Annotated in this window: 9 protein-coding genes and 1 rRNA gene; 7 read left to right on the forward strand and 3 right to left on the reverse strand. The window is 71.0% G+C overall.

Translation table 11 applies throughout. The annotated features are described in order from the left end of the window. The first annotated feature begins 70 nt into the window (after positions 1-70). Positions 71-586 carry a hypothetical protein gene (locus M8542_RS27840; RefSeq protein WP_257923199.1) on the forward strand — a complete coding sequence of 172 codons (516 nt, stop codon included), beginning with the start codon at positions 71-73 and terminating at the stop codon, positions 584-586. On the opposite strand, the gene M8542_RS27845 is transcribed toward M8542_RS27840, so the two are convergent. Both M8542_RS27845 and secA2 read right to left on the reverse strand, forming a co-directional pair. After that, positions 570-1,133, reverse strand: a complete 564-nt coding sequence (locus M8542_RS27845; protein ID WP_257923200.1) for a DUF5565 family protein — start codon at positions 1,131-1,133, stop codon at positions 570-572. The two genes, M8542_RS27840 and M8542_RS27845, sit on opposite strands and share 17 nt — an antisense overlap. 78 nt (positions 1,134-1,211) lie before the next feature. Continuing rightward, positions 1,212-3,551 carry an accessory Sec system translocase SecA2 gene (gene secA2 / locus M8542_RS27850; protein WP_257923201.1) on the reverse strand — a complete coding sequence of 780 codons (2,340 nt, stop codon included), beginning with the start codon at positions 3,549-3,551 and terminating at the stop codon, positions 1,212-1,214. Between the two features lie 156 nt (positions 3,552-3,707). Here secA2 and M8542_RS27855 point away from each other — a divergent pair, with 156 nt between their 5' ends. Both M8542_RS27855 and M8542_RS27860 read left to right on the forward strand, forming a co-directional pair. Next, on the forward strand, positions 3,708-5,270 hold the full coding sequence (locus M8542_RS27855; protein WP_257923202.1) for an alpha/beta hydrolase: 1,563 nt from the start codon (positions 3,708-3,710) through the stop codon (positions 5,268-5,270). Further along, positions 5,255-6,718: an alpha/beta hydrolase gene (locus M8542_RS27860; protein WP_257923203.1), complete on the forward strand. Its 1,464-nt coding sequence runs from the start codon at positions 5,255-5,257 to the stop codon at positions 6,716-6,718. Before M8542_RS27855 ends, M8542_RS27860 begins: the two co-directional genes overlap by 16 nt. Here the strand turns inward: M8542_RS27860 and M8542_RS27865 are convergent. After that, entirely contained in the window at positions 6,715-7,374 is a 660-nt protein-coding gene (locus M8542_RS27865; RefSeq protein ID WP_257923204.1) for an LppX_LprAFG lipoprotein, read from the reverse strand. The genes M8542_RS27860 and M8542_RS27865 overlap by 4 nt on opposite strands. A gap of 87 nt (positions 7,375-7,461) precedes the next feature. Here M8542_RS27865 and M8542_RS27870 point away from each other — a divergent pair, with 87 nt between their 5' ends. The 4 genes from M8542_RS27870 to M8542_RS27885 all read left to right on the forward strand — a co-directional run. Next, complete coding sequence (locus M8542_RS27870) at positions 7,462-8,742, forward strand: MFS transporter (RefSeq protein WP_257923205.1); 1,281 nt, start codon at positions 7,462-7,464, stop codon at positions 8,740-8,742. Between the two features lie 251 nt (positions 8,743-8,993). After that, a complete protein-coding gene (gene glnA, locus M8542_RS27875) occupies positions 8,994-10,337 on the forward strand; it encodes a type I glutamate--ammonia ligase (protein WP_257923206.1) in 1,344 nt (447 codons plus the stop codon). Beyond that, positions 10,337-11,905, forward strand: a complete 1,569-nt coding sequence (locus M8542_RS27880) for an amidase (protein ID WP_257923207.1) — start codon at positions 10,337-10,339, stop codon at positions 11,903-11,905. The genes glnA and M8542_RS27880 overlap by 1 nt, the downstream gene beginning before the upstream one ends. Positions 11,906-12,326: 421 nt before the next feature. Next, positions 12,327-12,436 (forward strand): 16S ribosomal RNA (locus M8542_RS27885); the annotation flags it as partial.

A 12,436-nucleotide genomic window follows, 5' to 3' on the forward strand; every position in this document is an offset into this window, starting at 1 on the left:
GCCACAGCGGGTTGACGGCCGCGAGTAGGTTGCGGCTGACCGGACCAACCGGACAGGGGGAACCACCGCGATGACGTATCCGCCGCAGCAGCCAGGCTGGTACCCGCCGCAGCAGAACCCGGGTTATCCGCAGCCGCCGAAGAAGGGCAACGGCCTGCTCATCGGCCTGCTCGCCGGTGGCGGTGGCCTGCTGCTCGTGCTGATCTTCGTGATCACCGCGTTCGTCGCGCCGGGCTTCCTGGTCTCACCCGACCGCCCCTCCGGGCCTGCCGGCGAGGGGCCGCCGCTCGACCTGAACTCGGGCAGCGTGGCGGCGGGCAAGTTCATCCTCGCGGTCCTGGGCGACGACGAAGCCGAGGGGCGCGAGGCGGCCTGCGGGTCCGCCGAAGGCATCGTCGCCGACGCCGTCCGGACGCTCGGCAGCCGCAACGCGCACCTCACCGCCGGCTCCCCGATCCAGGCGGCCGCCAACGAAATCCGTGTGCCCCTGAGCGGCACGATCGCCGGCAAGTCGGTGCACGGCGAGCTGCGGGTGCTCCGCCTCCAGGAGAACTACTGCATCTCCGCGGTCACGATGCCGCGGTGACGCTCGCCTGCGCGTCGCGCACCTTGAGCTTCGCCATCCGCCCGTCCCGGTGGTGCCAGACGACGCCCTCGAACTCCGGGTGCGCGAGCAGCCACGCCATCAGCCCGTCGAAGTCGCGCGGGACACCGGCGAACTCCTGCGCGGTCGCGTGCCGGACCAGGCGGTGCTCGCCGAGCTGCTCCGGATCGCCGTTGACCTTCGGCCCGCACAGCTCGTAGGTACCGGGCGCCGGCCCGAAAAGCCGCTCCTGCGCCTCTTCGAAGAACTTCGCGAACGCCGACTGCCCGACCGGCTCCCAGCCGACCGTCTTCCCCGTCTCCGGGTCGGTCTGCACGGCCTCGAACCCGGCCGGCGCGGTCTTGCCGGCCTTGACTTCGCGACGCGCCCACCAGTCGCCGGACTCGTCGAGCCGGACGCAGGTGCCGTCGAACTTGCGGGTGGGCACGCCTTCGCCGTCGAGCACCCACTGGCAGTCGGGGTGCACTTCGCGGGTGACGCGCCGGAGGTCTTCGGGGTCGCGCCGGAACAGTGTCGGGATCTTGCGCATGGCCCGATTCTTCCGGCCCGTGCAACCGGGAAAACCCCCGCCCGGACCAACCGGGCGGGGGTTTCGGTGCAAAGAAGACTACTTCCGCTTGATCATGCTGCGGACCTTCTTGATGGTCTGCTCGAAGTCCGAGTCGAACGGGTTGTCGTGCACCAGGTAGGTCCACGTCGTGTTGGCCCGCCGGACCCCCGCGTCGCCGAGGTCGATGCCCTCGTCGGTCAGCTCCGCCTCTTCGAGCGTCTTCGCCGCCCGCGAGTCGGCCTCGGCGATGATCTTGTGGAACTCCGGGATCGCCGCGCGGTGGAACTCGTCCAGCGGCGTTTCCCGCGCCAGCGCACGCAGGTGGATGCTCTCCCGGACGTCGGTCAGGTACGCCAGGTGGTCGGACCAGAGCTGGTCGACGTGGAACAGCAGCACCTCGCGGCACAGCTGCTCGAGCTTCTCCTGGTCGTCCAGCTTTTCCTTCAGCTCGCCGAACTTCTCCGGGTGCGCCTTCTCGAGCTGCTCCGCCGCGTACGCCGTGCGAAGCACCTTGTCGCGGTGGGTCAGCAGGTCACGCCGCTGCCGCTCGATCAGCCGCGTGTAGCGCCAGGTGTTGCGGTGGATCTCCAGGTCGACGCCCTCGGCGACGCGCTGGGCGTGGTTCAGCTGCCGCAACGCCGCGTTGTCGACGATCTCGCCGGTCTCCTCGTCGTCGGTGATGCCCTCGGGCACGTCCGGCGCGTTGGACAGCACGAGCTCGTCGTTCAGGCTCGCGAAGAAGATCGCGCTACCCGGGTCGCCCTGGCGGCCCGACCGGCCGCGCAGCTGGCCGTCGAGGCGGCTCGACGGGTACCGCGCGGTGCCGATGACGTGCAGCCCGCCCAGCTCGACGACCTCGTCGCGGTCGGCGCCGTCGGTGCCGCCCAGCCGGATGTCGGTGCCGCGGCCGGCCATCTGCGTGGACACGGTGACCGCGCCCTTCTTGCCGGCCTCGGCGATGATCGCGGCCTCTTCGGCGTCGTTGCGCGCGTTGAGCACGACGCACTCGAGGTCGACCTTCGCCAGCTTCTCGGCCAGCTCCTCGGACTCGGCGACGTCCTGGGTGCCGACGAGGATCGGCCGTCCGGTCTCGTGGACCGTGCGGATCTCCTCTTCGATCGCCCGCAGCTTCTGCGACGGCGACGCGAAGACGCGGTCCTCCTGGTCCTCGCGGACGTTCGGAGTGTTCGGCGGGATGACCGCGACCTCGAGCTCGTAGAACTCGCGCAGCTGCTCGGCGACGGCGACCGCGGTACCGGTCATGCCGGCGACCTCGGGGTAGCGCGCCAGCAGCGCCTGGACGGTGATCGAGTCCAGGATCTCGCCGCGGTCGGTCGCGGTGACCTGCTCCTTCGCCTCGACGGCCGCCTGGAGGCCGTCCGGCCAGCGCTGCAGCTCGGCGACGCGGCCGCGGGCGGCGTTGATGAGCTGGACCTTGCCGTCACGCACGAGGTAGTCGACGTCGCGGGTCAGCAGCGCGTGCGCGTGCAGGGCGACGTTCACCGCGGGCAGCCGGTCGGACGCCGTCTCGCCGTAGAGGTCGTCGACCTCCAGGCCGAGCGACTTCGCGACGACGGACGCGCCGGCGTCGGTCAGCCAGGCGTTGCGGCCCTCGCTGTCGGTCTCGTAGTGCAGGTTGAGGCGCAGCCGCCGGACGACCTTCGCGACCTCTTCGTCGGCGTCGGTGTGGTCGATCGAACCGGCCATCACCAGCGGGACGCGGGCCTCGTCGACCAGCACCGAGTCCGCCTCGTCGACGATCGCGACCTCGGGGGCGGGCTGGACCAGGTCGTCGACCGAGGTCACCAGGCGGTCGCGCAGGACGTCGAAGCCGATCTCGGCGACCGCGCCGTAGGTGACGTCCTTGGCGTAGGCCTCCTTGCGCGCGTCCTGCGAGTGCGCCGGCTCGACCCAGCCGACCGACACGCCGAGCAGGGCGTACACCGGGCCCATCCACTCGGCGTCGCGGCGGGCCAGGTAGTCGTTGACCGTGACGACGTGCACGCGCTTCCCGCGGATCGCGTACCCGGCCGCGGCCAGCGCGCCGGCGAGCGTCTTGCCCTCACCGGTCTCCATCTGGACGACGTGCTTGGTGAGCAGGCCCATGGTGCCCAGCACCTGCACGTCGAACGCGCGCTCGCCCAGCGCCCGCCGGGCGGCTTCGCGGCCCAGCGCGCACACCTCGACCAGCTGGTTGTCGCCGAACGCGGTGTCCTTCAGCGTCTCGCGAAGCTTGCCCGCGCGCTCGGTCAGCTCTTCGTCGGAGAGCTTCTCGAGCTCGGGTTCGAGCTTCTCGACCGCGGGCAGCAGTGCTTCGTAGCGGGTCAGCTCGACGCTGCCCGGCCGCTGGATGATCCGGCGGAGCTTCTTGCCCACCCGGCTGATCAGTGCTGCCACCCCTGGTCTCCCGTTCTCTCTCGCTCGACCGGCCTTCCACCACCCAACGCGATGGTGGTGCGTTCGAGTTCCGCGGCCGGATGGGACGATCCAACCGTGTTCCCTCATCCCAGCGCCAGGTCCGGTCGTCGCCGGATCACCGCAATTGCGACATCCGTGCTGATCGCGGCCTCGCTGGCCGCCTGCACGTCCACCGACGGGCCGAAGCCGCCGGCGCCGACCACCGAGTCGCACCCGCCGTCCGGGCCGGTGCCCGCCGGGCTGGAGCGGTTCTACGGCCAGAGCCTGACCTGGGCTGACTGCGCACCCTACGCGACGTCCGAGGACGCCAGGTCGGCGTTCCAGGCGAAAGACGTCCAGTGCGCCCGGCTGACGGTGCCGCTGGACTACGCCAAGCCGGCCGGCGACACGATCACGCTGGGCCTGCTCCGGCGCAAGGCCACGGACGAGGGCTCCCGCATCGGGTCGCTGGTCGTCAACCCGGGTGGCCCGGGCGCCTCGGGCATGGTCGCGGCGGCCGGGCTGATCAAGCCGGCCGCGAACACCGGCCTCGGCAAGCGCTTCGACCTGGTCGGCTTCGACCCGAGGGGGATCGGCGCGAGCCAGCCGGCCATCCACTGCCTGACCGACTCCGAGCGCGACGCCGACCGCGCCGACGACAGCGAAACCGACGGCTCGCCGCAGGGCGTGCTCAAGCAGGAAGCGCAGGAAAAGGACTTCGCCGACAAGTGCGCCCAGCGCACCGACGACGGCGACGGGATGCTGGCCAACGTCGGCACCCGGGACGTCGTGAAGGACCTGGACGTCCTCCGCTCGGTCCTCGGCGACCAGAAGCTCACCTACCTGGGCTACTCCTACGGCACCCGGATCGGGTCGACCTACGCCGAGGCATTCCCGAAGAACGTGCGCGCCATGATCCTCGACGGCGCGGTCGACCCGGAGCAGGACGCGGTCGAGTCGCTGGTCGCGCAGGGCCAGGGCTTCGGGACGGCGTTCACGGAGTTCGCGAAGTGGTGCACCGCCCAGCAGGACTGCGCCCTCGGGCAGGACGCGAACGGCGCGGTCAAGGCGTTCCAGGACCTCGTCCGGCCGCTGATCGACTTCCCGGTCCAGGTCGGCGACGGCCGCAAGCTCTCCTACGAGGACGCGACCACCGGCGTCATCCAGGCCCTCTACCAGCAGAGTCTCTGGGACACCCTCAACTCGGGCCTGAACGAGCTGCGCCAGCAGCGCGGCGCGACGCTGGAGAAGCTCGCCGACATCTACAACGAGCGCGACACCGACGGCAAGTACGGCACCACCCAGGACGCCTTCACGGCGATCCGCTGCGTCGACGACCCGCGCGTCACCGACCCGGCCGTGATCCTCAAGGCACAGGAGGAGTACGTGAAGGTCGCGCCGTTCCTCGACGACGGCCGCCCGGCTTCGGCGGCCCGCGACGCGTGCGCGTTCTGGCCGGTGCCGAACACGTCCGAGCCGCACGTGCCGAACGTCGAGGGCCTGGCGAAGACGCTGGTCATCTCGACGACCAACGACCCGGCGACGCCGTACCAGGCCGGCGTCAACCTCGCGAAGGGCCTGAAGGGCGCGTTGCTGACCTTCGAGGGCACGCAGCACACGGTGTTCCTGCAGGGCGTGCCGTGCGTGGACCAGGCGGGCACGGACTACCTGGTCGACGGCACGATCCCGCCGGACGGCAAGCGGTGCGCCGGGCAGTAGGCCTCGCCGCGCTGACGGTCCTGCTGGCGGCGTGCACGAGCACGCCGCCAGCTCCCGCGCCGCCGCCGCGCCCGCCTGACCTGGGGAAGTTCACCCAGCAGAAGCTCGCGTGGACGCCGTGCGGGGACGCGCTGGACTGCGCGCACCTGACCGTCCCGCTGGACTACGCGAAGCCGGACGGGAAGACCGTCACCGTCGGCCTGCTCCGGCACAAGGCGGCCAAGCAGCGGATCGGCTCGCTGGTCGTCAACCCCGGCGGACCCGGCGGCTGGGGGACCGCCACCGCCGCGTCGCTGGCCAAGACGCCCGCGGCCGCGCCCCTGCTCGACCGCTTCGACCTCGTCGGCTTCGACCCCCGTGGCGTCGGCACGAGCGAACCGCGGATCACCTGCCGCACCGACGCCGAGCAGGACGCCGACCGCGCATCCGACATCGAAAGCGACCTGTCGCCCGATGGGGTGAAGAAACAGCTCGCCGAGACAACCGCGTACGGCGCGAAGTGCGCCGAAGCGACGAAGTACGGCAAGGAGTTCCTCGCGAACGTCGGCACGCGAGACGTCGTACGCGACCTCGACGTCCTTCGCGCGGCGCTCGGCGACGAGAAACTGACGTACCTCGGCTACTCGTACGGGACGCAGATCGGCGCGGCCTACGCCGAGGCGTATCCGCGCAACGTCCGCGCGCTGCTGCTCGACGGCGCCATCGACCCGGCCCAGGGCCTGGTGGACTCGCTGGTCACGCAGGCCGCGGGCTTCCAGGACGCGCTGAACGAGTTCGGCAAGTGGTGTGCGTGCGCGACCGCCGGCGACACCGAAGCCTTCCAGCGGCTCGTGCGTCCCCTGATCGCGAAGCCTCTCCCGGCCGGGACGCGGAAGCTGTCGTTCGAGGACGCGATCACGGGCACGTTCGGCGGGCTGTACTCACGCGGCGACTGGCCCGCCCTGAAAGCCGCGCTCGCCCAGGTGGCCCAGGGCAACGGCCGCACGCTGCTGGCCTTCGCCGACGACTACTACCAACGCGACCGCGACGGCAAGTACAGCGGCGCGATCGACGCGTACTTCGCCGTGCGCTGCGTCGACCACACCCGCGTCACCGACCGGGCCGCGATCGACCGCGCGCACGAGCGGATGCTGGCCGGCGCGCCCTTCCTGGCCGGCGGCACGCCCGACACGAGCGAGCTGGACATCTGCTCGACCTGGCCGGTGCCACCGACGTCCGCCGAGCACGCGCCGCGGCCCGCCGGCCTGCCGAAGCCGCTGGTCGTCTCGACCACCCACGACCCGGCCACGCCGTACCGGCAGGGCGTCGACCTGGCGAAGGACCTCGGCGGCGTCCTGCTGACCCACGAAGGCGTCCAGCACACGGTGTTCCTGCAGGGCGACACCTGCGTCGACCGCGCCGGGATCGCGTACCTCATCGACGGGACAGCCTCCGAAACGCGCTGCTAGTCGACGTTCACGGGGTCGTCCTGCCTGGTCAGCGACAGTTCGAACATCACCGGGCTGAGGTGGTCGCCGGCCGAGGGCACCTGGACCCAGAGCCGGGCGAACCGCCGCGGCCCGTCCGCGGAGACCCAGACCTTGACGATGATGTCGTCGGTGATCTGCGGCAGCACGCTGTGCGCGACGGCCGCCGGCACCTTGCCGCCGACGCGCAGGGCCGCGGCGCCGTCGACGTTCTCCTTGCCCTCGGTCTTCGCGTCGGTGACGCCGTCGAGCAGCCGCTTCAGCCCGGCGGCCGGGCCGAGGAACCGGCCGACGTCGTACATCTCGGGCAGCGGCCCGTGCCCGGCCTCCGTGCTGACTTGGCCGTCCCGCACGGTGAAGGAGTACTTCGTGTGCCCGTCCCCCTCCTGGACGTCGGCCGTGCCGGTCGCGGACCCGCCGTCGTCGAGGGTCGCGTCGCCCTCGATCTGCCGGAGCGGGAAGCCGGGGAGGACGCCGTTGACGCCGGCCGCGAAGTGCACGCTGCGCACTGAGGCGAACGACGTCGCCGCGTCGCGGACCAGCTCGGCGCCCGCCGGGAACGGCCCGCGCGTGTCCGGCGACCCGGTGCAGCCGGCCGTCAGCAGGAGCGTGAGCAGCAGGAGGGCGAAGCGGGGCATTCCCCGAGCCTATCGGTGGCCCGATCCTTGCGCATGATGTCCTTCAGGCCACTTTCCGCGCGTCGCGCGCGCGGTGAGACTGCTGGGGTGACTGTCGAGACCCGCCCTGCCCCGAAGCTGCACCGCGCCTGGCTGATCGCCGGTGCCGCCTTCGTCGCGCTCCTCGCCTCCGCCGGCTTCCGCTCCGCGCCCGGCGTCCTCATCGACCCGCTGCACGAGGAATTCGGCTGGTCCACGGCCACGATCAGCTCGGCCGTCTCGGTCAACCTCGTGCTCTACGGCCTCTTCGCGCCCTTCGCGGCGGCGCTGATGGAGCGGTTCGGCATCCGCCGGGTGTCGGCGACGGCGTTGTTCGTCATCGCCCTCGGCGCGGCCGGCACGGTCTTCATGAGCGCGAGCTGGCAGCTGATCCTGTGCTGGGGCGTGTTCATCGGCGCGGGCACCGGCTCGATGGCGATGAGCTTCGCCGCGACGGTCGCGACCAGGTGGTTCGTCCGCAGCCGCGGCGTCGTCACCGGCGTCCTGACCGCGGCGGGCGCCACCGGCCAGCTGATCTTCCTGCCGCTCATCGCGAACCTCGCGGTGGGTTCGGGCTGGCGGACGGCGTCGCTGGTGATCGCGATCGCCGCGCTGGCGGTGGTCCCGGTGGTCCTGCTGGTCATCCGCGACCACCCGGCCGACATCGGCACGACGGCGTACGGCGCGCCCGCCGACGCTGAGGTGGCCCGCCCGGCGGCGAAGACCGGCTCGGCCCGCCGCGCCCTCTCGGTCTTGGGACAGGCCGCACGCACCCGGACGTTCTGGCTGCTCGCGATCGGCTTCGCGATCTGCGGCGCGACGACGAACGGCCTGGTGGGCACCCACTTCGTCCCGGCCGCCCACGACCACGGCATGCCCCAGACGACGGCGGCGGGCCTGCTGGCGCTGGTCGGCGTGTTCGACGTCGTCGGCACGATCTTCTCGGGCTGGCTCACCGACCGCGTCGACCCGCGGATCCTGCTGGGCGTCTACTACGCGCTTCGCGGGCTTTCGCTGGCGCTGCTGCCGCAGCTGTTCACGAACTCGGTGCAGCCGAGCATGTGGGCGTTCATCCTGTTCTACGGCCTCGACTGGGTGGCGACGGTCCCGCCGACGGTGGCCCTGTGCATCCGAGCCTTCGGCGACGCGGGCCCGATCGTGTTCGGCTGGGTGTTCGCCTGCCATCAGCTGGGTGCGGCCTTCGCCGCGTCGGCCGCGGGCTTGGTTCGTGACCAGCTCGGCAACTACAACCTGGCCTGGTACTCGGCGGCGGTGCTGGCGGTGCTCGCGTCGGTCGCCTCGCTGGCCATCAAGCGGGCGAAGAAACCCGTCCCGGTGCTCGCACCCTGACTTCGCCGCCCCCGGCGCGCGCCGGGGCCCGGCGGTCGGCCGAGGTCCTTGGTGCTCGCGGGCTGTCTTGGCCGACCTCGACGTGCCCGGCCGCCGAGGTCGGCTCCGCCGTCGGCCAGGTGCCGGCCGCGCGCCGCCCGGCCGCCGCATCAAGCGGGCGAAGAAACCCGTCCCGGTGCTCGCACCCTGACTTCGCCGCCCCCGGCGCGTCGTGAAACATCCCGTTAACACGCTGTCGTTAGGGTGCGGCCATGGATCGCCAGCAGGAATTCGTGCTCCGCACGCTCGAGGAGCGCGACATCCGTTTCGTCCGTCTCTGGTTCACCGATGTGCTGGGGTTCCTCAAGTCCGTCGCGGTCGCGCCCGCCGAGCTCGAGGGCGCGTTCACCGAGGGGATCGGCTTCGACGGCAGCGCCATCGAGGGCTTCGCGCGCGTCTACGAGTCGGACATGGTCGCGAAGCCCGACCCGGCCACGTTCCAGGTCCTGCCCTGGGAAACCCCCGACGGCAGCCCGTACTCGGCCCGCATGTTCTGCGACATCGCGATGCCGGACGGCTCGCCGTCCTGGGCCGACCCGCGGCACGTCCTCCGGCGCCAGCTGTCGAAGGCCGGCGAAGCGGGCTTCACCTGCTACGTCCACCCCGAGATCGAGTTCTTCCTGCTCTCGACCCTGCCGGACGACGGCAGCGAGCCCGAGCCCGCCGACAACGGCGGCTACTTCGACCAGGCCAGCCACGCCACGGCAACGCACTTCCGCCGCCACGCCATCGAGACCCTCGAGGCGATGGGCATCTCGGTCGAGTTCAGCCATCACGAAGGGGCACCGGGTCAGCAGGAAATCGACCTCCGTTACGCCGATGCGCTGACGATGGCCGACAACGTGATGACGTTCCGCTACGTCGTCAAGGAGGTCGCGCTGACCCAGGGCGTGCGCGCCACGTTCATGCCGAAGCCGTTCACGAACCAGCCCGGCTCGGGCATGCACACCCACATCAGCCTGTTCGAAGGCGATCGCAACGCCTTCTACGACGCCGAGGACCCGCACGAGCTGTCGGAGACCGGCAAGGCGTTCGTCGCCGGCCTGCTCCACCACGCCAAGGAGATCTCCGCGGTCACCAACCAGTGGGTCAACTCGTACAAACGCCTGATCAGCGGCAGTGAAGCGCCGACGACCGTCTCGTGGGGCCGGGCGAACCGCTCCGCGCTCGTCCGCGTCCCGATGTATTCACCCGGAAAGGCGTCATCCCGGCGGGTGGAGATCCGTACCCTGGACTCGGCGTGCAACCCGTACCTGGCGTACTCGGTCATCCTGGCCGCCGGGCTGAAGGGGATCGAGAAGGGCTACGAGCTGCCGCCGCCCGCCGAGGACAACATCTGGCAGCTGAGCGACTCGGAACGGCGAGCCGCCGGGTACGCGCAGCTGCCGCAGAACCTGGGGGAGGCCCTGGCCGAGATGGAGAAGTCCGAACTCCTGCCGGAGGCGCTCGGCGAGCACGTGTACGACTTCTTCCTCCGCAACAAGCGCGTGGAGTGGGACAACTACCGCAGCGCGGTCACCCCGTACGAGCTCCGAACCCTCCTGCCGGTGCTCTGATGGGGCGGCGGCCGGTGTTCCTCGCGATCCTGGCCGCCGCACTCGTGCTCGTCCCGAGCGCGCCGGTGGCGTCCGCGGCTTCCTCGAAGTTCGACCTCGACGCCGCCGACATCCCGGCGCTGCAGGCGCGGATGGCGGCCGGCCGGCTCAGCGCGGCCGGGCTGACCGGGCTCTACCTCGACCGGATCCACCGGCTCGACGGCAAGGTCAACGCCGTCCTGGCCCTCAACCCCGGCGCCCTCGGCCAGGCTCTCGAGAGCGACGCCCGGCGCCGCGCGCACCACCTGCGCGGCCCGCTCGACGGCATCCCGGTGCTGGTCAAGGACAACGTCGACACGCGTGACCAGCACACGACGGCCGGGTCGCGGGCCCTGCGCAGCTACCCCGCGAAGGACGCGACGCTGATCACCCGGCTGCGCAACGCCGGCGCGGTGATCCTCGGCAAGGCGAACCTCTCCGAGTGGGCGAACTTCCGCGCCGCGAAGCCGACGTCCGGCTGGTCGGGTGTCGGCGGTCAGACGAACAACCCGTACGTGCTGGACCGCAACCCGTGCGGGTCGTCCGCCGGGTCCGCGGCCGGCGTCGCCGCGTCGCTGGCCCAGGTCGCGATCGGCTCCGAGACCGACGGCTCGATCGTCTGCCCCGCGGGGATGACCGCGACGGTCGGCCACAAACCCAGCCTCGGCCTGGTCAGCCGCACCGGTGTGGTGCCGATCTCCGCGGAGCAGGACACCGCCGGGCCGATCGCGCGCAACGTCGTCGACGTCGCCCTGACGCTGTCGGCGCTGCAGGGGCGGGACCCGTCGGATCCCGCGACGCTCGAGTACCCGAAGTCCCAGCCCACGGACTACGCGAAGCTGCTCGAGCCGGGTGTCCTGCGCGGCGCGCGGATCGGGTTGTGGCGGCTGCCGGTGCTCGGCCCTTCGACGGACGCGGTCATGACGTCCGCCCGGAACTCCCTGGTCAAGGCGGGTGCGACGGTCGTCGAGGTGACCCCGCCCTACCAGGCGCGCCTCGGTGAGCTGGAGTTCCCGGCGCTGCTGACGGAGTTCCACCGCGACATCGACAAGTACCTGGCGACGCGCCCGCGCGGTCCGCGGAACCTGGCCGAGCTGATCGCCTACAACCGGGCCGACCCGCTGGAGCGGACGTGCTTCGCCGGGCAGGAGCTGTTCGAGCAGGCGCTGGCCGCGCCGCCGCCGACCGACCCGGGTTACCTCGCCGGTCGCGCCGAGCTCTCGGACCTCGCGCGCCGGTCCTTGGACGAGACGCTGGCGAAGTACCACCTCGACGCGATCGCGTCGCCGACCAACCCGCCGGCCTGGAAGACCGACTGCGCGGTGGGCGACAACGACGTGATCCCGTCGTCGACGCCGGCCGCGGTGGCGGGCTACCCGGACGTGACGGTGCCGGCGGGGTTTGCCGGACCGCTCCCCGTGGGTATCTCGTTCATGGGTGCCCGGTGGTCGGACGCCCGCATGCTCGCGCTCGCGGCGGACTTCTCCAGGGTGGCGCCGGCCCGGGTCCCGCCGCGGTACTTGGCGACCTTGCCGTCGACGGGCGGATGAACACGCTCTGACCTGCGGTATTGGCGTTAAGTGACCCCCCTGTTCGGGACCGGTTTCGGGGCATGTAATCTTCTCTTCGTCGCCAGGAACACCGGGTCGCCCCGGGGCCGCAAGCCCCGAAGATCCGGCCGGGCCGAGCGGGTTGACACCGCGGATCGGACCGGGTAATGTTCAGCGTCGGCCCACGAGCGGCCGCCGAATCCCTACGACTAACACCGTAGGCTGAGGCATGCTCGACCAAAAGCTTTGAATATCGCTTGGAACAACTGCCGAGGATGCAGCCGCCGATAAAGCGGCAAGTCCAGAGTGTGTTGCTTGAGAACTCAACAGTGTGCTAGTGAACTAAGCCAGTAGAGCTTATGTATTGAACCTCGTATGAGGTTCCTTTGAGAGCATTAAATTGTCTCGATTAAACTGTTCATTGTTGGAGAGTTTGATCCTGGCTCAGGACGAACGCTGGCGGCGTGCTTAACACATGCAAGTCGAACGCTGAACCGGTTTCGGCCGGGGATGAGTGGCGAACGGGTGAGT

Origin of the sequence: Amycolatopsis iheyensis, from assembly GCF_024703995.1 — a bacterium.
Classification (GTDB): domain Bacteria; phylum Actinomycetota; class Actinomycetes; order Mycobacteriales; family Pseudonocardiaceae; genus Amycolatopsis; species Amycolatopsis iheyensis.

What these genes read in the sequence shown, in the direction of transcription:
- M8542_RS27840 (WP_257923199.1), top strand. Translation starts at nt 71, where the DNA reads ATGACGTATCCGCCGCAGCAGCCAGGCTGGTACCCGCCGCAGCAGAAC.
- M8542_RS27845 (WP_257923200.1), bottom strand. Translation starts at nt 1,133, where the DNA reads ATGCGCAAGATCCCGACACTGTTCCGGCGCGACCCCGAAGACCTCCGG.
- M8542_RS27865 (WP_257923204.1), bottom strand. Translation starts at nt 7,374, where the DNA reads ATGCCCCGCTTCGCCCTCCTGCTGCTCACGCTCCTGCTGACGGCCGGC.
- glnA (WP_257923206.1), top strand. Translation starts at nt 8,994, where the DNA reads ATGGATCGCCAGCAGGAATTCGTGCTCCGCACGCTCGAGGAGCGCGAC.
- M8542_RS27880 (WP_257923207.1), top strand. Translation starts at nt 10,337, where the DNA reads ATGGGGCGGCGGCCGGTGTTCCTCGCGATCCTGGCCGCCGCACTCGTG.